This is a genomic window from Rhizobium sp. X9 (assembly GCF_018873185.1).
In the GTDB taxonomy this organism is placed as follows: Bacteria; Pseudomonadota; Alphaproteobacteria; order Rhizobiales; family Rhizobiaceae; genus Agrobacterium; species Agrobacterium oryzihabitans.
The window spans coordinates 2,222,498-2,249,390 of the sequence record NZ_CP071312.1; the positions used below are offsets into that span (position 1 = coordinate 2,222,498).

Below are 26,893 nucleotides of genomic sequence, written 5' to 3' on the forward strand. Positions count from 1 at the left end.
TTCTGTTATGGGAAGTTCAGCGCATGAATGAAGGCATCTCTTATGAAGCTTTCGAGTCCTATTTGTTGCAACAGCGTTATCCTAAATATAACGGGTTGGAGACGTATCACGGCCTTCTCAGCACACTTGCCACCGAGCCGTCCCGGTCGAGGTCGGTCGCACTGGTGGGCTCTTGGCTGGAAGACGAAGTAAAATGGATTGAGGATCGAGGTTGGACAGCTGAGATTCACGAGAGTGCTCAGTCGTTGGTAGACAATGACAGTGTGGAAGCCTCGTCAGTTGCGCTTGTGATCTGTCGGTTAGGTGATGCAAAATTTGATCCTAAGGCTGCCTACCAGATCGTTTCCAGTATGGGCCGACGCCTTTCAGGCGGTGGTGTGCTGATCTTGGAAGTGGAAAGAACAGCGGTAAATGCCTCGGCACCGTTGATGTCGAAGTTTTCTGCTGCTGAGAATGGTGCATCGGAACTTCTTCTCGTTGATGCTGCAGATTATCTGGGTTTCGCTCCAGTGGAGACTAGATATTTTCCAATTTCGCCCGCTCGAGAAACAGGATCGTTATTCGTTGTCGTGATTATGTCGCAAAAACCGTCCAACGATCAGGGGGGCATCGCAACGGTGATCGGCGATGCAATTATGTCGACTATTGGGTATCGAGAGGGCGACTCGGGTTTAAAAACGAGCCTAGAGCCTCACGAATCTTTGGTTAACCCATCTAAAGAAATAATTTCAGCAATGCGAGATTGGCGCAGTCAATCGAAAATGAGCGCTGACGTTATTGCCGAGCTTTCAAGCGCTGCGCTTGAAGCGGGAAGCGTTTCTCATCGGCTCTCCAAAGCGGAGCGGCGTATACGCAGATTAACTTGGCAGGCCGCTATATTCCTACCGGTTACGTATCCCTTGTCGATGGTAATTGCCGGAGCCGCCGGCTTCCTGGCGCGCATGAAGGAAAAAAAACGCGCGGGGCGTTTTGATACAAAAAAAAAACTTTCCTCTGATCAGCAAAAAAAATCCGAACGTCAAATCGTAACGACGACACCACAAGCTGGCGGCTATTCCATAAATGATATCGAGCCGAAAATACTCATTATCAAACTGGATCATATCGGCGATTTTATCTTATCTTTGCCCGCTATTAAACTACTTCGGGACGCATGGCCCAACGGTCATTATACAATCGTCTGCTCGCCGACGAACTCTGGTCTTGCGAAAGCCAGTGGTTACTTCGATGATGTGAAAGAGTATAATTTTTTTGCTCAGCTTTCACAGGATGTCAAGAAAGCTGATATGTCGGCGTTTTCCCAAATTAGGGATATCGTTGGGGAAGAGTACGATATCGCCATTGATTTACGCCACGATCAGGACACGCGGCCGATTTTGGCTTTTGTAGATGCAAAAATAAAAGCTGGCTATCAGACCCACGGAAAGCAGTTTGTTCCGTTGGATGTTTCGCTTCCGCCTATACCGGAGCGGTCAGGTCTTCACAAAAGCCCACACAATATCCGCAGATTGATGCTGCTTTGCAGCCATGTTGTGAACTCGGTGAAAACGCTGGAGTTCGAAGCGGGACATGCTCTGATTGCTGCGGGCCAATTTGAGTTCCCGTGGGCCGGGGGGAAATATGCGATACTGGCACCAGGCGGAGGCACACTCGCCAAAAAATGGTCGGCTGAGAAGTTTTCAGAATTGGCAGTACGACTGTCGCAAAGTCATGGCCTGAGAATTGTCGTGCTTGGCGGGGCTCAGGAAAAGGAATATGGCGAGGCAATTTCCAAGGCTCTTCCTGAGGGAAAGGTATTTGACCTAACGGGGAACTTACCGCTGGTGGATATGGCGACGGTTTCCGCCGGCGCGGCAGTATTCGTGGGTACCGATACCGGTGCTACCCAGCTTGCGGCTCTTCTGGGTACACCCACGGTAGCGGTTTTCAGCGGCGTTGCAGATGTGAACCTATGGCAGCCTGTCGGAACCAATGTTGAAGTTGTCAGAAGACCAATCCCCTGCTCGCCATGCTATATCGCAAGAATTGAGAATTGCGTTCAAGATCACGCTTGTATGAATGATATTCAGGTAGACCACGTCTACAAGGCTGCTGAAAGTTTGATGTTTGCAACAAACTGATGCTTTCGGCGAGTTCGTCGAAGCAAGATTTCGTGAGAAAGTAGAGAGTGTGGTGGCAGTTTTCAAAACGATCGAGAAAAGGCTCAGGTATGCCTATAAACGTCGCCAACTGCGATCCGCAGGCATTATGCAGAACAACGATGGCGCAATCCTGGTAACGGGCGGATTGGGGGATCTTATCGTCGTTGCCCGTTTCCTCAGGGATTTACTGGCACATTTGGGTGGCGGAAAGTTTTCTATTTTCTACAATTCACCAGCAGTAGCGGAGATGGTGTTCCAAAATGTGCCCGGTTTTAGCGGCGCATATCCTTCCCATTTTTTTAAATATGCCAAGGATATCTGTCTGTACGGGCTTACAATAAACCAGTTTATTTATATTGAGAAATGGCCTGATCATCGCGCAATGGCCGTTGGCGATGCGAGGATATATGAGCTTGTTCGAATATTGGAGGCGCATGAGAAGAAGATTGAGCCCATTAGTCTCATGCGTTTTCATCACCCTTTTCTTGATGGAACTCTGGGTCGATACGCCGCCATTAAGGGGCGGTGTAGAAATGATTTCCTCCATTATGCAGCGGGTATAGGGTATGGGGGGGGACGAGCTATCCCTGAGCAAGGACGAAACGGTTTTAAATCGGCATGGCCTGGTGGCGGGCAAGTATATTACGGTTCACAATGGTTATGATGAAGCGATGCAAAGCCTCCCTGGGCAACGCGCAACCAAAGCCTACCCTCGATGGGCAAATGTTGTCTCGCATTTGAGAGAACGCTTCGACGATGACATTAAATTTGTACAAATCGGCACAGAGAAAACGAGTGAGCCCATCGCTGGCGTCCACGTGAATCTGATTGGTAAAACCTCGTTAAAGGAAGCTCTGGGGCTTCTCGAACACGCGGCATTTCATATGGATAACGAGGGAGGGTTTGTACACGCTGCTGCTGCGTTTGGTAAAAAGAGTTGCGTCATCTTCGGACTGAACTGCCCCCCATTTCGACCGGACAGTCGGCATAAGCAGAAAGGCTCAAGCACAGGCTTGAGGATAGGCTTATGTCTAACGAGTATCGACACGTTGAACTGCTGACGGGTGATGTTCGCCGCAGGCGATGGACAACCGAGCAAAAGCTGACGATCATTGAGCAGAGTTTCGAACCAGGCGAGACGGTATCTTCGACCGCTCGCCGTCACGGCGTTGCCCCCAATCTGCTTTATCGGTGGCGTAGGCTCTTGAGCGAGGGAGGTGCTGCAGCCGTGGATTCTGACGAGCCGGTAGTCGGCAATTCGGAAGTGAAGAAACTGGAAGATCGCGTCCGCGAGTTGGAGCGCATGCTCGGCCGCAAGACGATGGAGGTCGAAATCCTCCGCGAAGCCCTTTCCAAAGCGGACTCAAAAAAACGGATATCGCGGCCGATCTTGTTGCCGAAGGACGGTTCCCGATGAAGACCGTCGCAGACACGCTGGGCGTCTCCCGTTCCAACGTCATCGAGCGGCTGAAAGGTAGATCGAAGCCGCGTGGAGCATACCATAAGGTCGGGGATGCAGAGCTTCTGCCCGCCATCCGCAGGCTGGTGGATCAAAGGCCAACCTATGGCTATCGGCGGATCGCCGCGCTCCTCAATCGCGAAAGGCGAGCCGCCGATAAGCCTGTCGTCAACGCCAAACGGGTCCATCGCATCATGGGCAACCACGCCATGCTGCTGGAGAAGCATACGGCCGTTCGCAAGGGCCGCCTCCACGACGGCAAGGTCATGGTCATGCGCTCCAACCTGCGCTGGTGCTCCGATGGTCTGGAGTTCACCTGCTGGGATGGGGAGGTCGTTCGCCTCGCTTTCATCATTGACGCCTTCGACCGCGAGATCATCGCCTGGACAGCGGTCGCCAATGCCGGAATATCCGGCTCGGATGTCCGCGACATGATGCTGGAGGCGGTCGAGAAACGCTTCCATGCAACCCGAGCCCCGCATGCTATCGAGCATCTCTCGGACAACGGTTCGGCTTATACAGCACGGGACACGAGGCTGTTTGCCCAGGCGCTCAATCTGACGCCCTGCTTCACGCCGGTGGCCAGCCCGCAGTCGAACGGAATGTCCGAGGCATTCGTCAAAACCCTGAAGCGGGATTACATCCGCATCTCTGCACTACCGGACGCCGAAACGGCGCTCCGGCTCATCGACGGATGGATCGAAGACTACAACGAAATCCATCCACATTCAGCGCTCAAGATGGCTTCCCCTCGGCAGTTCATCAGGGCAAAATCAATCTAGCCGACCTGTCCGGTGAAACGGGGAGCACTCCACGGACCTACGTCGGTTGATTATTTCGGTTATCCGTCGAATTTGAATTTTGCACCGTTGCAATGTGGCGATTGTTGGTGGAGTGAAAAAACTTGGATGATGATGTGTCCTAAAGGAGATTCTATACCAGTCTGCATGTCTGCCTACGACCCGGAAGTTCTAGCGCGAGACATCCACGATTGGTGGCGAGATCAAAACGTTACGCGTAATTTTGAGTGATAAGCATCAAGAATTGGTTTGATTGTGGAAAACGAAATGGGGGGGATTTTGGAAGATTTATCGGGTGTGTTCCGGGTTAGGGACTGTATTTCGCTTAAGGCATTTTCGGCTTTGACGCGTATTATTCGCTATTCCGGCTACAGTAGTGATTTTCCAGCCAGTCAGGAGTCATTTTGGATTCTTCACAGAGATGTCCAAGAGGCATTGCGTAACAACAGGCCAGAGTGGATTTATAATGACGAACTTGGTGTCGACATTCATGGAGTTCGAAAAACTGTCACAGTTGATATGCGCAATACCCAATTTATTGGCGCTGATTTAAGTGTTGCACATTTTCATAATGGCTACGAACCGGATATCTTGTTTTGTATCGACCGTTTTGTTCCCAACGATGGCGTTTACATAGATATTGGTGCAAATTGGGGCTATTTCCCTGTGTATTTGTCTGCACGGCCCGGATTTTCCGGCCATTGTGTAGCCGTAGAAGCTGCTCCCCGTGCGAGCTGTGATCTAGAGAAGGTTGTAACCTCATTAGGCCTAGGTGACACAATCAGGATTTATCCCGTAGCCGCCTCTGATCATTCGGGCAAAGTCCGTATATCAGACGAACTGTGGACTGGAAATAACAGTATAGTCGCGGTTGAAAATGAGACTTCTTTGGAAGTGGGTGAGGTCGAGTGCATCGCGCTTGATGATTTGATCCAGGGCGACGCCTTTTCGAGAGTTGATTTGATAAAAATCGATGTCGAGGGTGCAGAAGATGCTGTTTTACGAGGCGCTGAGAATATAATCAGGAAATTTAAGCCTGTAATAATATTTGAAAATTGGGTTGATCAATCAGAGGAAAAAACATTTTCTCCTTTCCAGGAATTACTTCGACTATCCATTGGATACGAGTTTTTTATTTTGGATTTGCTCGAGACAAGCCAATTCACATTTTCATACCGTCTGATTAAGCTCGACCTCAGTCTGAGAAAATCATATGATGAGCGGTTAAACGTAATAGCTCTGCCACCAGGAAAATTAGGGTTGAAGTTGCCTGGGGATGCCTGACTTTACTATCCGTACCCCGATCTAATTAAAATCTAGATCGGGGTAAATCCGGTATGCAATGTTGACTTAGTCGATATGTTTCAGGGTATCTTAGCCCACGGGATCAAGATTCCCATTTTAGATGTTCAACGGGGTAGGGGATTGTTTTCGGATTTTTTTTCCATCTCACTGATATTATTTTCCAAATATTTGATGCGTTGTCGTGCATCAATTAGTTGAAAATGAATTCTTTGATAAACTTTGGCTGCGTCGGTACCTTCTGATTCTGGAAGTTTATCCGCAACAAGATCACCAACAACGGCCAGGAAGTCCGACAAAGGGCTTGCAATCAGTTTTTCATAGATTTTTTGAGGGTCTGCCACTGGAGCGCGCTTTTTTGTGGCCTTAATGTTCAGTGATATGCCTACGTGCTGGCCTTCATATCTCGGGCACCAACCATTAGAAGCATCGCTGATGTTGGAATTCCACCAATCGAAGTCACTGAAACCCAGTACCTCGAGTATGTCGATTACCATTCCAATCGTGAAGCCGTATTCAGTTTATTTGTGGCATTTTCTCTTGCAGGGGGTATTCATTCTGTGTGTGTTCAGTCTTGGATATGACCGCGACGTTTTTTATAATCCGTTCGTGATGATTATTTTTATTGCCATCCTTGCTGTTCTTTCGCTTTTTTCGTTTATTTATGTAGAGCTGCCAGCGAAAAAGTTCATTCGTTCTCGGGTTGGAAAGAAGCGGCGTGCTCTAGCGGCACCGGACGCACATAGCATATAGGCTCGCGAGTAGGGTTTGCAGCTTTTTGTGGCTTGGGTACCGGCATCGCTCAGAAAGGTTAGCTGGTGGCGCCTCCCGAATTGATCATTTAGACAGGTACCTTGTTGCCAGCCCGTATCATGTGGCTGAATCTCGCTAAGTAGTCTCTGCGGCTCCGCGATCTTTCATGCGCATGCATGAGCCCCTGAAGCCAATGTTGTCAGGACACTCTGTTTAGAAGTAGCAAAATTTCTGAGGAAGGTATTGTGAAGGGTATTGTGAAGGGTTTTCTCGAGAGAAATCCGCAGTGATGCATTTCTGGCTGAAACTTTTGACGAAGTCCTCACCCGAATAGCTGTGACGGAATCAACCGCCAGATCCTACCGCGATAACGTATAGACCCACCGCTCTCGATACCCGGGGTCTCTTCCTGCGGCGAGAGGACCGGTTTCGCAGAACCGTAACTTCATATTTCAAGCGCAAGCTGCGGCTCCTCTTCGCTCTCTTCCGTGCTCAACGATGAAAGAGTAACACCCAACAGCCGCACCGGGCGCTTGAATGGAAAGACGGAGGCAAGCAGGGTCTCGGCCATTTCCTGGATCGTCGCGAGGTCAGGCACGGCTCCCGAGACGGTCCTGCTGCGTGTCGCCTGAGTGAAATCCGAATATTTGATTTTCACCGTCACTGTCTTGCCGGTGATGTCGTGGGCCTCGCAATACCGCCAGACTTTCTGAGCCAAAGGGCCGAGCTCAGCCTTGGCCAGATCGAGATCGTCGATGTCTTCGACGAATGTATCCTCGGCGCCGACGGACTTGCGGATGCGATCGGGTATTACCTGCCGTTCATCGATGCCACGGGCGATGTTGTAGAAATAAGGGCCGGACTTTCCGAAATGCTGCTGCAGAAAACCGAGTGATTTCGATTTGAGATCGAGCCCGGTTTCGATGCCGTGCCGTCTCATCCGCTCGGCCGTGGCCGGTCCCACGCCGTGAAATTTCTTAACCGCCAGGGCCTCAACAAAGCCGGGGCCATTCTTCGGCGTGATGACGGCCTGGCCATTCGGCTTGTTCAGGTCGCTTGCCATCTTGGCGAGAAACTTGTTGTAGGAGATGCCGGCGGAGGCATTGAGGCCGGTGACCGCCTTGATCCTTGCGCGAATTTCCAGCGCGATTTCGGTGGCGATCTCCATGCCTTTCAGGTTTTCGGTCACGTCGAGATAGGCTTCGTCGAGCGATAGCGGCTCGATCAGCGGGGTATATTCGGCGAATATTTCCCGGATTTGTTGCGACACCTGCCGATATACGTCAAATCGCGGCGGCACGAAGATCAGATCCGGGCATTTCCGTCTGGCGGTGACCGATGGCATCGCGGAACGCACGCCGAAGGTTCTTGCCTCGTAACTCGCCGCAGCCACCACGCCCCGTGCCGCCGATCCGCCGACGGCGACTGGCAGGCCGCGAAGTGCGGGATTGTCGCGTTGCTCCACCGATGCATAAAAGGCATCCATGTCGATATGGATGATCTTTCGAACAGCCGTGCTACCCATCGTTCCAGCCCGTACGCTCGTCCTTATTTCCACATTGCTCGCATCCGCGCGCCGACATCGATGCGGATCTGCTGCGCGCTGCGCTCGGAGGCAGCGGCAGAAACCAGCGGCCAGGTGGCGGTTTCGAAGAATTGCAACAGAGTTGCCGGTATGAAGCGGGTTCTTGCCGCGTAAACATGCCGGTCTCCCTGCGCATTCTGGCCATGGGTGAAGAACCGTTGCGGCGTTATCAGCGACAGACTGTCCTTGGCGCGTGTCATGGCGACATAAAGCAGACGGCGTTCTTCCTCGACTTCATGCGTGGAGCCGACGCCGAGATCGGAGGGGATGCAGCCATCGACCACATTCAGGATGAAGACGGAACGCCATTCCTGGCCTTTGGCCGAATGAATGGTCGAAAGGGTCAGGTAATCCTCATCGAGAAGCGGCACGCCCGCCTGGTCGCTGGTGGCATCCGGCGGATCGAGCGTCAGTTCGGTCAGGAAACGTTCACGTGAGGGGTAGCCGCCGGCGATCTGCTCGAGTTGCAGCAAATCGGCCTTGCGGGTCTCCGCATCCTCATGGATGCGCTCGAGATGAGGCTCGTACCAGAGCCGCGCGTGCTCGATATCCGATGGCCAGCCGTCGTGCGATTTTCGCAGGTTCGCCAGCAGCTGAACGAAGGATACCCAGTCATCGCCGGTTTTGGGTGGTGGCGGAATTTCGGCAAGGGCGAGCAATGGCTCGGGGTCTGCCGCGATCGTATCGAGAATATTGCCGGCTTTCTTCGGGCCGATACCCGGCAGCATCTGGAGAAGCCGGAAACCGGCAACCCGGTCGCGCGGGTTCTGCGCGAACCGCAATACCGCCAGCATGTCTTTCACATGGGCGCTGTCGAGAAATTTCAGGCCGCCAAATTTGACGAAGGGAATGTTACGGCGTGTCAGCTCGACCTCGAGCGGGCCGCTGTGACTGGAGGTGCGAAACAGCACCGCCTGCTGCTTCAGTGTCATGCCGGTCTCACGATTGGCCAGCACCTGGTCGATGATGAAGTTCGCCTGCTCGGTTTCGTCCTTTACCGTCACGAGCTTCGGTCGCTCGAGTGACTGTCGTTCGGTCCAGAGGTTTTTGGTGAACCGCTCACGGGCAAGGTCGATGACGCTGTTGGCCGCAGCCAGTATCGGCTGCGTTGAGCGATAGTTGCGATCAAGGGTGATAATGTCGGCGGCCGGGCTGAAGGATGCCGGAAAATCCAGGATATTGCGTACCGTCGCTGCCCGGAAGGAATAGATCGACTGGGCGTCGTCACCCACCACGGTCAGCCCGCGACCGCCCGGTTTCAACGCCATCAGCACCGAGGCCTGCAGCCGGTTGGTATCCTGATATTCGTCGACCATCACATGGTCGAAACGATCGCCGATATCGCCGGCAAGGTCGGGATCGCTGACCATCTGGGCCCAGTAGAGCAGAAGATCGTCGTAATCGAGCACGTTCTGGGCCTGCTTGGCTTCGACATAGGCGGCGAATAATTGCTTGAGCTCGGCTTCCCAACTGGACACCCACGGATAATGCTGGCGCAGGATTTCTTTCAACGGCGTCTGCGAGTTGACGGCGCGCGAATAGATCGCAAGGCATGTGCCCTTTGTCGGAAAACGGCTTTCGGTCTTGGAAAAACCCAGCTCGTGACGGGCAAGGTTCATCAGATCGGCGCTGTCTTCGCGGTCATGGATGGTGAAGTCCACGTTCAGCCCGACCTGTTCTGCATAAATCCGCAGGAGGCGCGCGCCGATCCCGTGAAACGTGCCGGACCAGGCCAGCGCATCCGTCAGGGTTCCGGCATTGCTGCCGATGACCTGTTTGCAGATCCGCTCGACACGGCGCGACATTTCGGAAGCGGCGCGGCGTGAAAAGGTCATCAGCAGGATGCGGCGGGGATCGGCGCCATTGACGATCAGATGCGCCACCCGGTGCGCCAGCGTGTTGGTCTTGCCGGAACCGGCGCCGGCGATGATCAGCAATGGTCCGGCCGTGTGGCCGTCTGAAAGTCCAACGCCATGTTCCACGGCCTTGCGCTGCTGCTCGTTCAGTTTGTCCAGATAGGCAACCGCCATGCCTGCATCCTTGATATTTGCCTATCCGCACGACGACGGCATTTCTCAAAAATGCCAGCCGCCGCAGAGACGGTTGGTCATTTTTGCACTCCTGTCGCAATGATTAGCAAAAACTCAAACAGCAGGCCAGAACAAATAATGAACGCATGCCTCTCTCTTCGATGCCACGGTGGACAACCCTGGCTGAATACTGATCGCAGACCCAATCGGCTTGCGCACGGAGTGTCGACCGGACCGCTTTTCAAGCCACTGAACCAACCCGGTGGCTGATGAGTTCACCAGTCACGCCTTGGGAAGAGGTGTGTTTGTTGGGAGGACCAAAGCATGAAGCATCTGAAACTATGCCTGATCGCTGTCGCGGCACTGGCCACATCGACATTTGCCTTTGCCGAGCAGAAGGCGATGAAGTCTGACGCAACGATCGCGTCGGATATCAATTATCTGCTCTACACACCCAAAGACTATGCCGGCTCGGACAAAACCTATCCCCTCGTCGTTTGGCTGCATGGCGGTGATCAGGGCGGGAGCGACGTCGAAAAGCTGCGCAGCAGCGGCCTGCCAAAATTGATCGAAGGGGGACGTGATTTTCCTTTCATGGTGTTTTCACCGCAAAATCCAAGTGAGGAACTGCTGTATCCGATCGAGCGCGCCGCAAGCGTCCTTGAGTCGGTTGTGGCGGATCATCGGGTGGACCGCAGCCGTATCTATCTGATCGGATATAGCCGGGGAGGGTTTGGGGCCTGGTCGATGGCCGAGCAGTTTCCGCAAACTTTTGCCGCGGTCGTTCCGATTGCCGGTGGCGGCATCCGCCACTACCTCAATCGCACCAATGAAAAGACAGCCTTCTGGGCTTTTCACGGTGCAAGGGACGAGGTGATTCCCTTGTCCGATACGGTGGTGCTCGTCCAGCGTCTCCAGGAGCTGAAACGCAATGTGCGGCTGACGGTTTTCGAGGATACGAACCATGAAGAGGTCGAGGGAAAAGTGCTGGGCGATGAGGCAATGTGGACCTGGCTGCTCCAGCAAAAGCTTGCAAATGAAAAGACGCCTTCGGCACCCTGAACCCGCAGCGGACACCATTTTACCGCTGGTATAAAAGCCCACAACCCAGCGCGGCCGTCATTAGGCCGCGCTGGCTACCTCACAAGCCTTCGTCAAAACATCTCTCCGAAAGCGTGTCTTTCCCCTCTTGACATCGAATAGGGAAGTCGCGCTAATGCGCATTAACAGCTAATACGTATTAGCAGTCAACGAATGTCGGGGAGGGCATTGCGTGACCAGCCATAGACGCCTTACTCAGAATGATATTGCCAAGCTTGCCGGCGTCAGCCAGGCCACGGTGTCGCTTGTTCTGAACGGTGCGCCGACCGCGATTGCCCGTATCCCGGCAGAAACACGCGAACGCGTGCAGGCCGTCATTCGCGAGACAGGGTATGTCGCGGACCCGATCGCGCGCCGCATGGCCAAGGGGCTTAATCGCATCCTCGGCGTCTTTACCTATGAGCCCGCTTTTCCAAGTGCACAGGCCGATTTCTTCACGCCGTTCCTGTTGGGCATCGAGGAAGAGGCGCAGCAGCAGGCATACGATCTTCTGCTGCTGACCAGTGCCGGCGTCGGCAACAACCGCAAGATTTTTTCCGAGGGTAACAGGCTCCGGATCGCCGATGGCTGCCTGGTCCTCGGTCGTGAATTTGACCGCAAGGAGCTTACCCGGCTGGTCTCGGAAGATTATCCATTCGTGGCGATTGGCCGACGCGACGATGCCGGCGGGCCGGTGCCCTATGTTGGCGGCGACTATGCCGCAGGGACGCGGCAGCTTGTTGAAGACGCCATGGAGCTCGGGCATTCGAAACTCGCCTATATCGGCCCTGCCGGTCCGGCGGAATCGATTGCCGACCGCTGGCGAGGTTTCAGCGACGCGCTCGGCACGGCGGCGACGCTTGCCGTGCACATAAAGGCGGTAAACCGGCCTGCTGAAAAAATCCTCGATGCGATCATCGAAAGCGGCGCGACGGTGGCATTTTTCATAGAACTGGCGGATGCGGTGCGCGTCGAGACTTTGGCACGGGAGCGCGGAATTGGCGTGCCCGAGGTGTTTTCGATGGTCGTGCTCGGCAGCCATATTCGCGCCGGCCGCAGCCCCGTGCGTTTCACTTCCTATGAAATTCCCCGTGAAGAGATGGGCCGGCAGGCGACTGCAATGCTGGTGAACCGCATCGAGACGGGCAGCCCGGGAAGTCAGATTTTACTCAAGTGCCAACCCGTCAAGGGTGAAACATTGGGGCCGGCTCCAGCGGCCTCCCCGGATAAGTCCCCAGTCAACAAAACGGATGTGACGACGTGAAAGAGATGCAAGCAGACATTCTTGTGGTCGGTGGTGGCCTTGGCGGCGTGGCGGCGGCACTCGGTGCCGCACGCGCCGGAAAGCGCGTGATCATGACCGAGGAATATGACTGGATCGGCGGCCAGCTGACCAGCCAGGCCGTGCCGTCGGATGAACATAGCTGGGTCGAGCAGTTCGGTATCACCCGCTCTTATCGCGCGCTGCGCAACGGCGTGCGCCAATATTACCGCGACCATTACCCACTGACGGAAGGCGCGCGCGCCTGGGGCGACCTCAATCCGGGTGGCGGCTGGGTCAGCCGCATCTGCGCCGAGCCACGCGTCAGCCTTGCGGTGATGGAAAGCATGCTGATGCCCTATGTCGGAGCGGACCGGCTGACGGTGCTCAAGCCCTACCGCCCGGTCGCTGCCGATGTGGATGGCGACCGGGTGCGCTCGATTACGGTGAAGCATCGCGACAGCGGAGCCGAGATCGTTATCTCCGCCGACTATATTCTTGATGCGACCGAACTCGGCGATCTGCTGCCGATGACGGGCACGGAATATGCCAAGGGGTTCGAGGCGCAATCGGACACGGGCGAGCCCAGTGCGCCGGCCAGCGCCCAGCCTGATAATGTGCAGGCCGTGTCGATCTGCTTTGCAATCGACCACGTCGACGGCGATCAGACGATCGACAAGCCTGATAATTACGACTACTGGCGCAAGTACCAGCCGCATTTCTGGGGTGGGCCGATGCTCGGTTTCACCGCGCCGCATCCGCGTACGCTGGAACATGCGACCCGCTCCTTCACGCCAAATCCGGATGATGATCCGCTGCTGGTGGATGCCGACCAGCGCAAGGGCGGTGGCGATGAAAACCTCTGGATTTTCCGTCGTATTGCGGCACGCAAGAACTTCGCGACGGGTTTTTATAAGTCCGACATCTGCCTCGTGAACTGGCCGATGATCGACTATATGGACGGTACCATCATCGATGTCTCGGAAGAGGAAAAGGCGCGGCATCTGAAGGCGGCGGCCGATCTTTCCTATTCGGTGTTTTACTGGCTGCAGACGGAAGCACCGCGCCTCGATGGCGGACAGGGTTTTCGCGGCCTGCGCCTCAGAGGCGATATTACTGGCACCGAACACGGCCTTGCCATGGCGCCCTATATCCGTGAAAGCCGCCGCATCAAGCCGGTCACGCGTATCGTTGAACAGGATCTTTCCTACACGGTTCGCGGCGACAGGGGGGCTTTCCGTTATCGCGACAGCATCGGTATCGGCATGTACCGCATCGATCTGCACCCATCGACCGGCGGCGACAATTATATCGATGTGCCTTCCTGCCCCTTCGAGATTCCGCTCGGCGCACTCATACCCGAGCGCGTGAAGAACCTTATTCCGGCCGGCAAGAACATCGGCACGACGCATATCACCAATGGCTGCTACCGCCTGCATCCGGTCGAATGGAACATCGGCGAAGTGGCTGGAATGCTGGCGGCCTATTGCCTGGAAAAAGGCCTGACGCCGCATCAGGTGCAGGAAGACGATCAACATCTTCATGCCTTCCAGACGGCGCTGGCCCGCGAGGGCATCGAAATACGCTGGCCGGATATCGCGGCCTATTAGGACGACGGACTGCCGTTCGATCGAACCCATCTTTGGAGGAGGACTGGGAATGAATAATCATTGGAAAATGCAATCCACGGCCTGTGCGCTGGCCCTTATCGGCTCGTTTGCCCTTGCTGGAACCGCAGCGGCGCAGGATGCGATCAAGCTGCGCATGACGATCTGGAGCGCCAACGAAGCGCATCTGAAACTGTTCAACGACATCGCGGCCGGCTTCAAGAAGGACCACCCGAATGTCAGCGTGACTTACGAGTCACTGCCGTTCGACACCTACACGACCGCGCTGACGACCCAGATTGCGGGCGGCAATGCGCCTGACATGGCATGGATTTTCGAGACCTCGGCCTATGATTTCGTCAAATCCGGTGCGCTCTTCCCGCTTACCGACACGCTGAAAGCCGCGCAGGGTTATAATCTCGATGAAGTCAGTGCCGGGGCCACGGAACGCTGGTCGCAGGACGGCAAGCTTTTCGCCTATCCATTCTCGACCTCGCCTTTCGCGGTGTTCGTCAACAATGATCTCATCAAGGCCGCAGGCGCAAAGACCCCGGCGGACATGATCGCTGCCGGCGAATGGACCTGGGAAAACGCCATCGCTACCGCCTCGGCGGTCGCGAAATCAGGCAAGGGCGGGCTTGTCGTCCGCGACTTCAATTACCAGAGCTGGCAATATCTGACCTCGGTCTGGAACGGCTGGGGCGCATCACCCTGGAGCGCGGATGGCGCAACCTGCACCATGGCGGAAAAGCCGATGGCGGATGCGGTGTCGTTCATCCATGATGCCATCTTCAACAAGAAGGCCATGCCCGGCCCCGGCGAGACGGTCGATTTCTTCGCCGGTAATGCGGCGATGACCATTACCCAGATCAGCCGTGCCTCGCTTCTGCCGAAGGACAAGCCTTTCGGCTGGGACCTCGTGCCGCTGCCGAAGGGGCCGGCCGGTGAATACGCGCTGATTGGGCAGGCCGGTATCGGCGTCATGCAGTCCGGCAAGAATGCGCAGACGGCGGCCGAATTCGTCGCTTACATGACCAATCCGGAAAATTCGGCAAAGCTCAGCCAGTTCTTCCCCTCGGCACGCAAATCGCTGTTGAATGCGGAGGTTTTGAAAAAGACCAACCCGATGCTCAGTCAGGAGCAGATCGAAAAGGTCGTCATATCAGGCATCGCCACGGGCAAGGTCATGCCCGGCCACACCGGCTTTGCCCAGATCCAGCAGATCGTGCGCTCAAACCTCGATGCCGTCTGGCGGCCGGAGGCCGATGTCGCGGGTGCGCTTCAAAAAATCTGCGGCCAGATCGCGCCGCTCCTGAAGCGCTGAGGAGAAGGCCATGGCTGTCGCGCAGGAGACTACCCGTCCCCGGCATCGCCCGGTATCGGCGTTCTGGACCATCGCGCGGCGCGACAGCCTCGCAGGCTTTCTGTTCATCGCCCCGCAACTGATCGGGATCATCATCTTCGTGCTGATCCCGCTCGGACTGGTGTTCTGGTATTCGCTGCATGAGTGGAACGTGCTCGCCAATACCTTCACCTATACCGGTGCGCAGAACTACCGAATGCTCATCGAAGACGGCAATCTTCTGGAGGTGCTGGGCGCGACCGGGATATTCTCCGCCGGCCTCGTCGTGTTCAACCTGTCGCTGGCGCTGCTGCTTGCCGTGCTGCTTAACCAGAAGCTTGCCGGCATTGCGATATTCAGAACGCTGTTCTTCTCGCCGGTCGTCGTGTCGCTGGTTGCCTGGACGATCGTCTGGGGTTTCCTGCTGCAGAAGAACGGCGGCATAAACGGCATGTTGCTGATGGTCGGCGTCGAAGGCCCCAACTGGCTGCGCGAGGAGACGACAGCGATGATTTCGGTCATCGTCGTGCAGGTCTTCAAGAATGTCGGGCTCAATATGATCCTGTTTCTGGCGGCACTTCAGGGCGTGCCGAAGGAGCTCTACGAGGCCGCCCGCATCGACGGTGCGCCAGCCTTCAAGCAGTTCTGTCGCATCACCCTGCCGCTGATCAGCCCGACGATCCTGTTGACCTCGATCATCACCATCGTCGGCTCGCTGCAGGTTTTCGCGCAGATTGCGGTTCTGACCCAGGGCGGACCGGGTCTCTCGACCACGGTGCTGGTTTATTACCTCTATCAGCAGGCCTTTCAGTTCCATTTCTTCGGTTACGGCTCGACGCTGTCCATCCTGCTGTTTCTGATGGTCGCCGTGCTGACCTTCGCCCAGTGGCAGATGCGCAAGAGGATCGTCTTTTATGAAAGCTGACCTTTCCCCTCGCATGCAGGTGGCGCTCTACGGTCTGTTATGCGTGCTGCTGATCCCCTTCGTCTTTCCGACCTGGTGGATGGTGACATCGTCGATCAAGCCGATCAGCGATATCTTCGCCTTCCCGCCGCAGTTCTTTCCGCAAAACCAGGATTGGACGACCTATTCGAAGGTGTTCGAGTTGCAGCCCTTCGTGCGGCAATATTGGAACTCCGCCTATATTGCCGCGGTGGTGACGATCGGCACGATGATCATCTCCTCCATGGCAGGTTATGCCTTCGCACGGATCCGGTTTCCGGGCGCCAATGTGATCTTCATGATTGTGCTGCTTGGCCTCCTGATCCCCTCTGAAGTGACGATCGTACCGCTGTTCCAGATGTTCCTGAAGGCCGGCATGGTCAACACCCACTGGCCGCTGATCCTCGTGCCGATTTTCGGCGCGCCAAGCGTGTTTGCAACTTTCGTCATGCGGCAGTTCTTTGTGACGCTGCCGGGAGAACTGGAGGAGGCGGCGCGTGTCGATGGTCTCGGGCGTTTCAAGATCTTTCGCAAGATTGCACTGCCGCTGGCAAAGCCGGCGCTGGCGTCGGTCGCGATTTTTACGTTCCTGCATTCCTGGAACCTGTTCCTCGAGCCCATCGTCTTTCTCTCCAGCGCCGAGATGTTCACGCTGCCACAGGCGCTGACCCAATATACCGACGCCTATGGCGGACCGATGTGGAACATCCAGCTTGCCGCAGCGACACTCACCGCGCTGCCTGTGCTCATCGTCTTCGTGATTGCCCAGAAGCAGTTCGTCGAAGGCCTCGCCCATACCGGCCTCAAGGGCTGAAGAACCGGAAACCGATTGATGGCTAACGTTACCCTGTCCGACATCCGCAAAAGCTATGGCGCGATGAAAACCATTCACGGCGTCGACCTCGACATCAGGGATGGCGAGTTTGTCGTCCTTGTCGGCCCCTCCGGCTGCGGCAAGTCCACATTGCTGCGGATGATAGCCGGTCTTGAAACGATTACCGGCGGCGAACTCAGGATCGGCGAACGGATCGTCAACGATCTCGATCCCAAGGACCGCGATATTGCCATGGTGTTCCAGTCCTATGCCCTTTATCCGCATATGACGGTCGCCAGCAATATGGGCTTTTCGCTGGAGCATCGTGGTTCAAGCAAGCAGGAAATTGCTGAAAAGGTGAACTGGGCAGCGGATATCCTGGGACTTGCGCAGCTGCTCGACCGTTATCCGCGCCAGCTTTCCGGCGGCCAGCGCCAGCGCGTTGCGATGGGCCGCGCCATCGTGCGCAATCCGCAGGTGTTCCTGTTCGATGAGCCCCTGTCCAATCTTGATGCGAAGTTGCGCGTCGTCATGCGCGGCGAGATCAAGGCGCTGCACCAGAAGCTGAAAACCACCACGATCTATGTGACGCACGACCAGGTCGAGGCGATGACGATGGCCGACAGGGTCGTTGTTCTCAATGGCGGCAGGGTCGAACAGATCGGCACGCCGCTCGATCTTTACGACCGCCCGGCAAATCAGTTCGTTGCGGGTTTCATCGGTTCGCCATCGATGAATTTCCTGTCCGGCAGGATAACCGAAAGAGGTTTTGAAACTGCGGGTATCGTGTTGCCCCTGCCGGTTCCCACGGCCGGCCTTGCCGGCAAACAGGCCGTCTACGGCATCCGCCCGGAACATTTCCTGCTGGATGCCAACGGCGTTCCGGCCGAAATAATGCTGGTCGAACCTTTGGGATCGGAAACGCAGGTCACCATGAAACTCGGTGATTCCAAGGTGCTCGGCGTCTTTCGGGAACGCATAGGGCAGGCAGTCGGCGACAGCATCATGGTCTCGCCGACGCTCAACTGCGTCCATCTGTTTTCGAATGAAGACGGAGCACGGCTGAACTGATCACGGGCCCTCTGCCTCTTGCGCGGGCCGAGGGCCTGATCAGATGCTGGACTGCCAGGGTAACACCCTTGCGGTCCAGCTTTTCCAATGGCTCACCCCATGACGGCTTTCAAAGGAAGCTGCTTTCGAAGAGCTCGCCAGAATAGGCTGCGTGGGTGATGCCGGCTTCAAGATCAGCCTTGGTCAACTCATCGACAAAAACGCCATTCTGCATGACCAGAACACGATCGCACATATGGGCGATGACCGACAGGTCATGGCTGACGAGAACGAAGGTGAGGTTCTGGTCTTCACGCTGATCTGCCAGCAGGTTCAGGATTTCCGCCTGAATGGAGACGTCGAGCGCGGATGTCGGCTCGTCGAGCAGCAGGATCGGCGGCTCGAGGATAAGCGCACGGGCAATCGCCACACGCTGACGCTGGCCGCCGGACAGTTCATGCGGGAAGCGCTCGGCAAAATGCGCGGGCAGGCCGACCTGTTGCAGGGCGGCCGGCACTTTCGACCAGCCATCGCCAAGCCCCATCGATCGGATCGGTTCGGCCAGAGCGCGGCCGATGCGGTGGCGTGGATGCAGGGAACCATAGGGGTCCTGGAACACCATCTGCGCCAGCTTCAGTTCGTCGCGGCTACGGACTTTGCCGACAGGCTTGCCTTCGAAGGCGATCGATCCGGTCCAGCCGGCTTCCAGCCCGGCAAGCGATCGCAGCAATGTCGACTTGCCGCAACCGCTTTCGCCAACGATGCCGAGTGTTTCGCCTCGGTTGACCCGAAAGCTGACATCGCGCACGACGTGATTGCGGTTTTCCTTTGTGCCGTAGACGACATCCAGCTTGTCTACGTTGATCATCGCATCACCTCCGCATCGATTGCCTGGCGATCCAGCACCTTGAGGCGCCGGACCGGGTTGCGGGGATCGGGCATGGCCGCGATCAGGCCCCGCGTATAGGGATGTTGCGCATCTTCGAGCTTGGAAAGCGTCTCCACGACGCGTCCGCCATACATGACCAGCACGCGTTCGCAGAAGGCGGCGACCATGCGGATATCGTGGCTGATGAGGATGAGGCCGGAATTATTCTCGCGCACCATCTCGTCCAGAAGCAGAAGCACATCCTTGCGGACACTGACATCCAGGGCGGAGGTCGGTTCGTCGGCAATCACCAGCTTGGGTTTGGCCAGCAGCATCATGGCGATCATCACGCGCTGTCCCATGCCGCCCGAAATCTGGTGCGGATAAAGCCCCATCACGCGGTCAGGATCGTTGATGCGCACGCGCAAGAGCATGTCGCGCGCGGCATGTCTGGCGGCCTTGCCGGTCAGCGCCAGATGCAGCTCGGCCGCCTCCGCCACCTGCTTTCCAATCGGCAGGACCGGATTGAGCGAATAACGCGGGTCTTGCATGATGAGCGCCATCTCGCTGCCGCGGATCGCACCCATCTGGCGCTCGGATTTTTCAAGCAGGGGTTCGGCGAGGAAATCCATCCGTTCTGCCGTCACCGTGGCGCTCTTGGGCAGAAGGCGCATCGCGGCGCGGCCGGTCGTGGACTTTCCGGACCCGGATTCGCCGACGATGCCGACACGCTCGCGCCCGACGTCGAAGTTGACATTGGAGACGGCGGGGATGGCGTTGCGGCCGAAGCGAACGTTGAGATCGCGGACCGAAAGAATGGGGGAGCTATCAGGAACGGGCATGACGCGGATCCAGTAGGTCGCGCAGCGTATCGCCAGCGATGTTGAAGGCAAGGCTCGTCAAGAGGATCGCGATGCCGGGCATGACGGCGACCCACCAGTAATCGAGCATGAATTTACGGCCGCTGGAAATCATCGCCCCCCATTCGGGAAGCGGCGGCTGCGCGCCGAGCCCGAGGAAGCCAAGCGAGGCGGCTGTCAGGATGATGCCGGCCATGTTCAGCGTCAGTCTGACGATGACTGACGGAATGCACATCGGCGCAATATAGAGAAACAGGATACGCATCGGCGAGGCCCCATAGAGGCGTGCGGCCGCAACATAATCTGTGTTTCGCACGACCAGCGCTTCGGCTCGCGCCAGACGCGCGATGGGCGGCCAGGCGGTCAGCGAGATCGCGATGATTGCGGTGCCGAGACCGGCTCCCATTGCAGCAGCAAAGGCAAGTGCCAGAACGAGCGAAGGGAAGGAAAGGACAATATCGGTCGCACGCATCAGAATGGCGTCGGTTCGGCCGCCGAAGAAACCGGCCATAACCCCGATTGCAAGCCCGATCGGGCCGACGATGACCGAGACCGACAAAACGGTCTGGATCGTGATGCGGGTGCCATAGACGAGGCGGCTGAAAATATCGCGGCCAAATTCGTCGGTCCCCGCCAGATGCGCCCAGCTGGGAGGCTGAAGCGCATTGTCGAGCGTCTGGCGCACGGGATCGTAGGGCGCAATGAGCGGAGCGAAAATGGCGACGACGACCAGAATGGCGAGAATGGCAAAGCCGAACATTCCAAGCGGCTCGTCGCCAAGCTTCCGCAGCGTCCGCGCTGTCGTGGTTGATATCCGCGACAAGGCGCTGCGGCTCTGCACGGGATTGTTCTGTGTGATATCGGTCATCGAGCGACCTCCCGTGTCCGCGGGTCGAGTGTGGTATAGGCCACGTCTGCCAGGAAGTTGAGCATCATGAAGATGAAGCCGATGACGATCGTGGCTGCGAGGATCGCATTCATGTCACCGATAAGCAGTGCATTCGTCATATATTGTCCGATACCGGGCCAGGAAAAGACGATTTCGGTCACCACGGCGCCTTCCAGCAGGTTGCCATAGGAGATGGCGAGAACCGTGATCAGCTGCACCGCAATGTTCGGCAGCACGTGGCGGGTGATGGTACGCGCCGGGCTGACGCCCTTGGCACGCGCCGCAATCACATAGTCCTGGCTGAGCTGTTCGAGGGTGAAGGCGCGCGTCATGCGGGTGATGTAGGCCATGGCCATATAGGCAAGGATGATCGCCGGCAGCATAATGTGGGCGAGCGCGTTCCAGAAGATTTCCGTCTCACCTGCGAGAAGGGTGTCGACCAGCATCAGCCCCGTTCTCGGCTCCACGAGGCCTTCGTAAAAGACGTCCACGCGACCGGGCCCGGCGACAAGGTTGAGATTGGCATAAAAAATCACGAGCCCGACGATACCGAACCAGAACACGGGTATCGAATGCCCCACCAGCGCAAAGACACGCGCGAACTTGTCGATGAACGTGTCGCGGAACAGGGCTGCGGCAAGACCGAGCGGCACGCCGATGACGGTGGAGATGATGATTGCAAGAGTTGCAAGCTCAAGCGTCGCCGGGAAGGCTTGCGCCAGGTCCCGCGTTACCGGGTTTCCGGTCAAAATAGCTATACCGAAATCGCCGTGCAGCAGGCCGCGGAGATAGATGAAAAACTGCTGGTAAAGCGGCAGGTCAAGTCCAAGCCGAGCCCGCATGGCTTCATAGGCTTTGGGATCTGCAAGCTCTCCGACGATCGCCCCGACCGGGTCGGTCGGCATCACCCGGCCAATGATGAAGGTGATGCAGAGCAGGATGAAGAGGCTGACGACAAGTTGCAGGAAGCGATGTCCGAGCCCGCGCAGTGAAATTTCAGTCATCGCAGATCGCACTTCCACGGGAAGACGCTGTCAGCGATGCCACTTTTTGAACCGCTCGCCGCAGACGCGCAATTCTACCTTGCAAAAACTTTTGATGGTACTTCATCCCAACTCCTCCCTGAGCTAACATGAAAACATATGACGTAACGCCACGTCATCATATGAGTAGCGAAGGGATTCGTTTTCTGCAAGAGGGAAGAGTGGCATGATGGGCGATAAGGAAAAGCCGCGGGAGCGGCGGGCACAACAGATCATCGATAATCTCAGTGCAGAAATTCGCAGTGGAAAACTGAAGAACGGCGATCAGCTTCCCACGGAACCGCAGCTCGAGCGCACCTATGGCGTGAGCCGTACCGTGGTTCGCGAAGCGATCGCGGATCTGCGCTCTTCCGGCTATGTCATTCCCATCCAGGGCAAGGGCGTTTTCGTCAGCAATGTCAGCGAGTGGGCGGGTGTGAAGCTGACGCAATCCGAAGTGGGAACAATTGCAGAAACGCTGGAAATGCTTGAATTTCGGCTTGCAACGGAAGGAGAAGCGGCGGCAATCGCTGCCTATCGCCGCACGGCGCAACAGGAAGCGGCGATTTCCGCAGCCCACAGGAAAATGGCCCGCGCCATCGATGCGGGCGAAACCACGGTCGATGCCGACTATGAATTTCACACCGCCATTGCGATAGCGACCAACAACCGATTCTATCTGGAGGCCCTGCGCCAGTTCGGCTCACGCTCGATCCCGCGCGGTCAGTTTCCCACCCTGCCGGAAACGGGCGATGCGGATTATCTGCGCAAAGTGCAGGCCGAGCATGAGGCGATCCTGCGCGCCATCGTCGAGCAGGATCCGGATGCCGCGCGTAAAGCCATGCGCGATCATATGCTTGCGAGCCAGCGTCGATACAGGTTGCTTTCCGAGGCGCAATAGCATCTCGACACTCATCTTATTTCGTGCGATGTCATATGATGACTAGCATGGAGAGGGAGAGAATCGATGTATGTCGGCACTCAGGTGGCAGCACGCGACGACGAGGATTTTAAGGTTTGGGCGCAGCTTGGCGTCAGGAATATCAACGCCGATCCGCCTGGAGCGCCCGCGAGCTGGACCTTTGAGGATTTTGAACGTCACCGTGACAAGGTCGAAAGCTTTGGCCTCGTGCTCGACATGGTGCAATTGCCGTTGCCATCAAGGCCGATCGAACAGGCATCGTTTCCCGATATCCTGCTTGCCGGGCCAGAGCGCGACCGGCAGATCGACGCCGTCTGCAGGATGATTGAGGATATCGCCCGGGCCGGCATTCCGGCGGCGAAATACAATCTCAACCTCATCGGCATTCCGCGCACGGAAATGGAGCGTGGCCGCGGCGGTTCGCTCAATGAAGCCTGGCGCTGGGACAAGGCCGACCATGATGCGGCTCCGGGCCTTGCCGGTGTTCTGTCCGAAGACGAAAACTGGGAACGCATCGACTATTTCCTGGAGCGCGTGGTGCCGGTTGCCGAAAGCAACAAGGTCCGCCTGGCCTGCCATCCGCATGACCCCTATACCCCGCCGGGCTACAAGGGCGTCACCCGCGTGCTCGGCACCGTCGAGGGCCTGAAGAAATTCGTGCAGATGCGGGAAAGTCCCTATCACGGCCTGAATTTTTGCCAGGGATCGATCGGCGAGATGCTCGACAATCCGCGGGAGGAGATCGACGAGATCATCCGCTGGTTCGGCAGCCGCGACAAGATTTTCAACGTCCACTTCCGCAACATCAGCGGCGGCAAGCTGTCGTTCATGGAGACATTCCCCGATGAGGGCGACATGGACATGGTGCGGTCGCTGAAGCTCTACCATGAACTTGGCTATCGCTACATGATCATGCCCGATCATGTGCCGACGATTGCGGGCCGCGATCCCGTCGGTGTCGCCTTCGGGTTCTGCTACGGCTATATCGCCGCGCTCATCGAGGCGCTCAATAACAACCATCTTTGACTGTTTCAGGCCGGTTGGCGCGTCGTGGCGTTGCCGGCTTCACCAATGCAATTACCGATCTGTAGGAGGAGCAGGTATGAAAAAATCAATGATCCGTCTCGCATTCACCACCGTTCTGGGCGCCATGCTGGTGCAGGCGTCCCCGGTTGCGGCTAAGACCCCCAACGACCAGCTCGTCGTCGGGACGTCGCTGGCCCAGGTGCTGTCACTTGACCCGCATCAGGCGACCGAAGCCAAAGCCAACGAAATCATGGCCAATCTTTACGATCGGCTGATCTCGGTCGACGGTTCGGGGAAAGTTTCACCGCAGTTGGCGGAGCGCTGGGAGACGGATGACAAGGGCATCACCTTTCATCTTCGCGAGGCCAACTTTGCGTCGGGCAATCCCGTCACCTCGGCGGATGTCGTTTATTCGTTCAGCCGCCTTTTGAAGATGAACCAGGCGGCTGCCGCCAACCTCAAGCGCGTCGGTTACAACGCTGAAAATGTCGACAGGCTGGTGAGCGCCCCGGACGAAAAGACAGTTCGCATCGAGTTGTCGGGCGAAACAACGTCCGAGCTGCTGCTCTATCGTCTGGCCATGGTCATTGCCAGTGTCGTCGACAGCAAGGAACTCAAGTCCCATGAAGTCGACGGTGACTGGGGCAATGCCTGGCTGAGAACGAATTCCGCCGGTTCGGGCCCCTTCACGCTCAACCGCTGGTCACCCAACGAAATCATCATCCTTGAGGCCAACAAGGATTACGTCGCCGGCGAACCGAAGATGCGTCGCGTGATCGTGCGGCATGTACCGGAAAGCCAGGTGGAGCGCCTGATGCTGGAGCGGGGCGACATCGACATCGCCAGCGCGCTGACGGCTGCCGACCTTGCGACCTTCAACAACAAGGAAGGTTTTCAGATCCAGCGCGTGCCGACGGGTGGTTTCTACGTCCTGTCCATGAATGCCGGCAAGGAGCCTCTGTCCAACCCCAAGGTCCGCGAAGCGATTGCTTACGGCATTGATTACAAGGGAATGGAAAAGACCATCATGGGCCCCTATGGCCGGGCGCGCACGGTGCCGGTGCCGGAGAATTTCGAATACGCCATTCCGAGCCCCGACTGGAAGCTTGACGTCGAGAAGGCGAAAGCTCTTCTGAAGGAAGCCGGTTACGAGAACGGTTTCACGCTCAATCTGAAGACAATTGCCCAAACGCCACGTATCGATCTCGCCACCGCCATCCAGGCATCGCTCAGCCAGGTCGGCATCAAGGTGAACATCCAGCAGGGCAACGGTTCGGACGTGATTGCCGCTCACCGCGCGCGGGATTTCGATCTGCTCATTCCGCAGACGGGCGCCTATATGCCCAACGTGCTCGGCTCGATGGAGCAGTTCTCCAGCAACCCCGACAACTCGCTTGCTGCCAACAATGCCGGCAATTTCGTCTGGCGCTCGGCCTGGGACATTCCGGAACTGACGGCTCTGACCGCAAAGGCCTCCCTTGAGCCGGATGCCAAGAAGCGCGGGGAAATCTACACTGAGATGCAGGAAATGTTCGTGGCGCAGAAGCCTGCGGTTCTGCCTCTCTTCGAGAGATACGAACCGATCGTATTGAATGCGCGTGTCAAGGACTATGTCGGTCACCCCAGCCAGACGACGCGACTGGAAAACGTGACGAAGCAGTGACGGCACATCGCCAAGCGGAAAAGATGAGACGGGCGGTTATTCTACCGCCCGTTTTTTTGTGCTTCCCTCGACGGCCTGTCGGCTAGTGGAACAGGACCGGCTTGCGAATGATTAGGCCGGCATCCTTGAAATCTTGGGGTTTTCGCGATGGCTTCAGCGGGTTAGACCGTCCGGTGATCGTCCTTCCCTGAGAGCGGGATTCCCAGACTCCGCTCGCGTTCCCCCAAATACGTTGGCCACCATGAGCTTCCCACAGATAAAACTTCCCGCAAGGCCGCTCAGTTTGAAGCGCGGCGTCATTTCGGTGCCGGCGGCCTATTATTTTTCCATCCCGGTGCTGCTGGTGATTACGGCCGTCATGCTCGTGGCCGAGGGCCCGGGCGTGTTGCGCGACTATCAGATCAGCCGCGACCCGCTGGAGATTGAAAGCGGCGATATCAACGGCAGCTGCACGACCCGCAAGGCGATTTTTACGACCTGCGAGGCGGATCTTTCCTACGACCATGCCGGCGTGAGCTACAGGAAGGATGTCGAGGTCATGTTCGTCGATTTCCATTCCGGCGACTATGAAACCGGCCTCGTCATTTCCGCGAAGAACCCGGAACTTGCAACGATTTCGCTTGGCCTCGATATGCTCTGGAACCGGATCATAACCCTTGGCGTGTTCGTTGCCCTGCTCGGTTTCGGCAGTATCGCCATGCTGTTTACCCTTATCCGCAGTTTGCGGGCTGGGCTGCGGTTACGGCACCCTGCGCCATTGACCGTCATTCCCGTCGCGCTGACGGCGGTTGCCGAAAAACGCAGCCGTCTTTTCGTGACCTATGCCGATACGGTCAGGGAAGGGAATACGAAGAGGCAGTCCTTTACGCATCTGGAAAGGGGACGAATTCCCGTCGTCGTCGGCCACACCGGAAAACACGATGTCGCGCTGGCGGTCTGGCACGGTGAAACCCCGCTGCCCGTTCTGCTTGACAATCAGCTGGAGCGGATTGAGCTTACGGAAAAGGAAAGAGCGGAAGCGCTTGCTTCGCTCGGCCCGGTGGTTGCGACCCGTGAACAGGAGGGCATATCCGACCCCGGCGCGGCGGTGGCAAAAGCGCCGAGCCTTGTGCGAAGACTGGCAATGTTCCTTGCAATCGTCGCCTTTATCGTCGTTGCAACGTTCGGCTACTGGCTGTGGTACGTGACCAGCGCCCCGTCGCAATTCAACTCTCCGGGCATGGACCTCAACAACATGATGCCCGCAGCGCTCAACGACTGGGGCTGCGCGCGCCTGCAGGAGCGTTTTGCCGATGGCCCGGCACCTTTCGGTTGCGCCGGGGATGACTATCGAAGCTGGAAATAAAGGCGTTTTCTCTTGGCGTTCGTTGCGCCGATCGCAAAAGCCCGATGGGCTGACGCGTCGGCTCAACGCATTTCGGCTCGTTGTCGATGAGATCAATCAATTATCCAAAGTTGCATTAGAGATTTATAAAT

The 26,893-nt window shown here is 56.9% G+C and carries 23 protein-coding genes; 16 read left to right on the forward strand and 7 right to left on the reverse strand.

Annotated features, from left to right (window positions below):
* Positions 1-23: 23 nt before the first annotated feature.
* The 5 genes from JZY08_RS25035 (at position 24) to JZY08_RS25055 (ending at position 5,684) form a co-directional block, all read left to right on the forward strand.
* Positions 24-2,120 (forward strand): glycosyltransferase family 9 protein, encoded by a 2,097-nt coding sequence (locus tag JZY08_RS25035; protein WP_216332137.1) that lies wholly within the window; start codon positions 24-26, stop codon positions 2,118-2,120.
* Positions 2,107-2,805: a hypothetical protein gene (locus tag JZY08_RS25040; protein ID WP_216332139.1), complete on the forward strand. Its 699-nt coding sequence runs from the start codon at positions 2,107-2,109 to the stop codon at positions 2,803-2,805. Before JZY08_RS25035 ends, JZY08_RS25040 begins: the two co-directional genes overlap by 14 nt.
* Positions 2,806-2,812: 7 nt before the next feature.
* Entirely contained in the window at positions 2,813-3,202 is a 390-nt protein-coding gene (locus tag JZY08_RS27810; RefSeq protein ID WP_367303916.1) for a glycosyltransferase family 9 protein, read from the forward strand.
* Positions 3,169-4,382 (forward strand): IS3 family transposase gene (locus JZY08_RS25050; RefSeq protein ID WP_149149104.1). Its coding sequence is split into 2 segments (ribosomal slippage): positions 3,169-3,505 and positions 3,505-4,382, totalling 1,215 coding nucleotides; the frame shifts between segments, so codons are not numbered across the junction. Before JZY08_RS27810 ends, JZY08_RS25050 begins: the two co-directional genes overlap by 34 nt.
* A gap of 273 nt (positions 4,383-4,655) precedes the next feature.
* Positions 4,656-5,684: an FkbM family methyltransferase gene (locus tag JZY08_RS25055; RefSeq protein ID WP_216332143.1), complete on the forward strand. Its 1,029-nt coding sequence runs from the start codon at positions 4,656-4,658 to the stop codon at positions 5,682-5,684.
* Positions 5,685-5,809: 125 nt separating this feature from the next.
* On the opposite strand, the gene JZY08_RS25060 is transcribed toward JZY08_RS25055, so the two are convergent.
* From JZY08_RS25060 to JZY08_RS25070, 3 genes are all read right to left on the reverse strand, one after another.
* Positions 5,810-6,199 (reverse strand): hypothetical protein, encoded by a 390-nt coding sequence (locus tag JZY08_RS25060; protein ID WP_216332145.1) that lies wholly within the window; start codon positions 6,197-6,199, stop codon positions 5,810-5,812.
* 701 nt (positions 6,200-6,900) lie between these two features.
* The gene (dinB, locus tag JZY08_RS25065; RefSeq protein ID WP_216332147.1) at positions 6,901-7,980 is read right to left on the reverse strand and encodes a DNA polymerase IV; all 1,080 of its coding nucleotides are present in this window, start codon (positions 7,978-7,980) and stop codon (positions 6,901-6,903) included.
* Between the two features lie 23 nt (positions 7,981-8,003).
* A complete protein-coding gene (locus JZY08_RS25070; RefSeq protein ID WP_216332149.1) occupies positions 8,004-10,070 on the reverse strand; it encodes an ATP-dependent helicase in 2,067 nt (688 codons plus the stop codon).
* 324 nt (positions 10,071-10,394) lie between these two features.
* Between JZY08_RS25070 and JZY08_RS25075 the strand changes: the two genes are divergently transcribed.
* The 7 genes from JZY08_RS25075 to JZY08_RS25105 all read left to right on the forward strand — a co-directional run bounded on the left by JZY08_RS25075 (position 10,395) and on the right by JZY08_RS25105 (position 18,188).
* Positions 10,395-11,132, forward strand: coding sequence for a prolyl oligopeptidase family serine peptidase (locus JZY08_RS25075; RefSeq protein WP_216332151.1), 738 nt, complete (start codon positions 10,395-10,397; stop codon positions 11,130-11,132).
* Positions 11,133-11,343: 211 nt separating this feature from the next.
* Positions 11,344-12,414: a LacI family DNA-binding transcriptional regulator gene (locus JZY08_RS25080; RefSeq protein WP_216332153.1), complete on the forward strand. Its 1,071-nt coding sequence runs from the start codon at positions 11,344-11,346 to the stop codon at positions 12,412-12,414.
* A gap of 5 nt (positions 12,415-12,419) precedes the next feature.
* Entirely contained in the window at positions 12,420-14,021 is a 1,602-nt protein-coding gene (locus tag JZY08_RS25085) for an FAD-dependent oxidoreductase (RefSeq protein ID WP_216332155.1), read from the forward strand.
* Between the two features lie 49 nt (positions 14,022-14,070).
* Complete coding sequence (locus JZY08_RS25090) at positions 14,071-15,342, forward strand: sugar ABC transporter substrate-binding protein (protein WP_216332157.1); 1,272 nt, start codon at positions 14,071-14,073, stop codon at positions 15,340-15,342.
* 10 nt (positions 15,343-15,352) lie between these two features.
* A complete protein-coding gene (locus JZY08_RS25095; protein WP_216332159.1) occupies positions 15,353-16,285 on the forward strand; it encodes a carbohydrate ABC transporter permease in 933 nt (310 codons plus the stop codon).
* Complete coding sequence (locus JZY08_RS25100; RefSeq protein WP_216332161.1) at positions 16,275-17,117, forward strand: carbohydrate ABC transporter permease; 843 nt, start codon at positions 16,275-16,277, stop codon at positions 17,115-17,117. The genes JZY08_RS25095 and JZY08_RS25100 overlap by 11 nt, the downstream gene beginning before the upstream one ends.
* Before the next feature lie 18 nt (positions 17,118-17,135).
* Positions 17,136-18,188: an ABC transporter ATP-binding protein gene (locus tag JZY08_RS25105; RefSeq protein ID WP_216332162.1), complete on the forward strand. Its 1,053-nt coding sequence runs from the start codon at positions 17,136-17,138 to the stop codon at positions 18,186-18,188.
* A gap of 109 nt (positions 18,189-18,297) precedes the next feature.
* On the opposite strand, the gene JZY08_RS25110 is transcribed toward JZY08_RS25105, so the two are convergent.
* The 4 genes from JZY08_RS25110 to JZY08_RS25125 are packed head-to-tail and all read right to left on the reverse strand — an operon-like array spanning position 18,298 to position 21,788.
* Positions 18,298-19,035: an ABC transporter ATP-binding protein gene (locus JZY08_RS25110; protein ID WP_216332163.1), complete on the reverse strand. Its 738-nt coding sequence runs from the start codon at positions 19,033-19,035 to the stop codon at positions 18,298-18,300.
* Complete coding sequence (locus JZY08_RS25115; RefSeq protein WP_216332164.1) at positions 19,032-19,877, reverse strand: ABC transporter ATP-binding protein; 846 nt, start codon at positions 19,875-19,877, stop codon at positions 19,032-19,034. The genes JZY08_RS25110 and JZY08_RS25115 overlap by 4 nt, the downstream gene beginning before the upstream one ends.
* Entirely contained in the window at positions 19,864-20,763 is a 900-nt protein-coding gene (locus JZY08_RS25120; protein WP_137039731.1) for an ABC transporter permease, read from the reverse strand. Before JZY08_RS25120 ends, JZY08_RS25115 begins: the two co-directional genes overlap by 14 nt.
* Entirely contained in the window at positions 20,760-21,788 is a 1,029-nt protein-coding gene (locus JZY08_RS25125; RefSeq protein ID WP_003499391.1) for an ABC transporter permease, read from the reverse strand. Before JZY08_RS25125 ends, JZY08_RS25120 begins: the two co-directional genes overlap by 4 nt.
* A gap of 205 nt (positions 21,789-21,993) precedes the next feature.
* On the opposite strand from JZY08_RS25125, the gene JZY08_RS25130 reads away from it, so the two are divergent.
* The 4 genes from JZY08_RS25130 (at position 21,994) to JZY08_RS25145 (ending at position 26,762) form a co-directional block, all read left to right on the forward strand.
* A complete protein-coding gene (locus tag JZY08_RS25130; RefSeq protein WP_003499393.1) occupies positions 21,994-22,707 on the forward strand; it encodes a FadR/GntR family transcriptional regulator in 714 nt (237 codons plus the stop codon).
* A 66-nt stretch (positions 22,708-22,773) separates the two neighbouring features.
* Positions 22,774-23,754 carry a mannonate dehydratase gene (locus JZY08_RS25135; protein ID WP_216332165.1) on the forward strand — a complete coding sequence of 327 codons (981 nt, stop codon included), beginning with the start codon at positions 22,774-22,776 and terminating at the stop codon, positions 23,752-23,754.
* A gap of 76 nt (positions 23,755-23,830) precedes the next feature.
* The gene (locus JZY08_RS25140) at positions 23,831-25,417 is read left to right on the forward strand and encodes an ABC transporter substrate-binding protein (RefSeq protein ID WP_216332166.1); all 1,587 of its coding nucleotides are present in this window, start codon (positions 23,831-23,833) and stop codon (positions 25,415-25,417) included.
* 241 nt (positions 25,418-25,658) lie between these two features.
* Positions 25,659-26,762: a hypothetical protein gene (locus JZY08_RS25145; RefSeq protein ID WP_216332167.1), complete on the forward strand. Its 1,104-nt coding sequence runs from the start codon at positions 25,659-25,661 to the stop codon at positions 26,760-26,762.
* Positions 26,763-26,893 lie beyond the last annotated feature (131 nt).

Bases quoted from the DNA above. Each gene is read 5' to 3' on its own strand.
- JZY08_RS25120 (WP_137039731.1), bottom strand. From the start codon at position 20,763: ATGACCGATATCACACAGAACAATCCCGTGCAGAGCCGCAGCGCCTTG.
- JZY08_RS25145 (WP_216332167.1), top strand. From the start codon at position 25,659: ATGAGCTTCCCACAGATAAAACTTCCCGCAAGGCCGCTCAGTTTGAAG.
- JZY08_RS25105 (WP_216332162.1), top strand. From the start codon at position 17,136: ATGGCTAACGTTACCCTGTCCGACATCCGCAAAAGCTATGGCGCGATG.
- JZY08_RS25125 (WP_003499391.1), bottom strand. From the start codon at position 21,788: ATGACTGAAATTTCACTGCGCGGGCTCGGACATCGCTTCCTGCAACTT.
- JZY08_RS25060 (WP_216332145.1), bottom strand. From the start codon at position 6,199: ATGGTAATCGACATACTCGAGGTACTGGGTTTCAGTGACTTCGATTGG.
- JZY08_RS25110 (WP_216332163.1), bottom strand. From the start codon at position 19,035: ATGATCAACGTAGACAAGCTGGATGTCGTCTACGGCACAAAGGAAAAC.
- JZY08_RS25140 (WP_216332166.1), top strand. From the start codon at position 23,831: ATGAAAAAATCAATGATCCGTCTCGCATTCACCACCGTTCTGGGCGCC.
- JZY08_RS25075 (WP_216332151.1), top strand. From the start codon at position 10,395: ATGAAGCATCTGAAACTATGCCTGATCGCTGTCGCGGCACTGGCCACA.
- JZY08_RS25070 (WP_216332149.1), bottom strand. From the start codon at position 10,070: ATGGCGGTTGCCTATCTGGACAAACTGAACGAGCAGCAGCGCAAGGCC.
- JZY08_RS25135 (WP_216332165.1), top strand. From the start codon at position 22,774: ATGTATGTCGGCACTCAGGTGGCAGCACGCGACGACGAGGATTTTAAG.
- JZY08_RS25090 (WP_216332157.1), top strand. From the start codon at position 14,071: ATGAATAATCATTGGAAAATGCAATCCACGGCCTGTGCGCTGGCCCTT.
- dinB (WP_216332147.1), bottom strand. From the start codon at position 7,980: ATGGGTAGCACGGCTGTTCGAAAGATCATCCATATCGACATGGATGCC.
- JZY08_RS25085 (WP_216332155.1), top strand. From the start codon at position 12,420: ATGCAAGCAGACATTCTTGTGGTCGGTGGTGGCCTTGGCGGCGTGGCG.
- JZY08_RS25130 (WP_003499393.1), top strand. From the start codon at position 21,994: ATGATGGGCGATAAGGAAAAGCCGCGGGAGCGGCGGGCACAACAGATC.
- JZY08_RS25115 (WP_216332164.1), bottom strand. From the start codon at position 19,877: ATGCCCGTTCCTGATAGCTCCCCCATTCTTTCGGTCCGCGATCTCAAC.
- JZY08_RS25035 (WP_216332137.1), top strand. From the start codon at position 24: ATGAATGAAGGCATCTCTTATGAAGCTTTCGAGTCCTATTTGTTGCAA.
- JZY08_RS25095 (WP_216332159.1), top strand. From the start codon at position 15,353: ATGGCTGTCGCGCAGGAGACTACCCGTCCCCGGCATCGCCCGGTATCG.
- JZY08_RS27810 (WP_367303916.1), top strand. From the start codon at position 2,813: ATGCAAAGCCTCCCTGGGCAACGCGCAACCAAAGCCTACCCTCGATGG.
- JZY08_RS25100 (WP_216332161.1), top strand. From the start codon at position 16,275: ATGAAAGCTGACCTTTCCCCTCGCATGCAGGTGGCGCTCTACGGTCTG.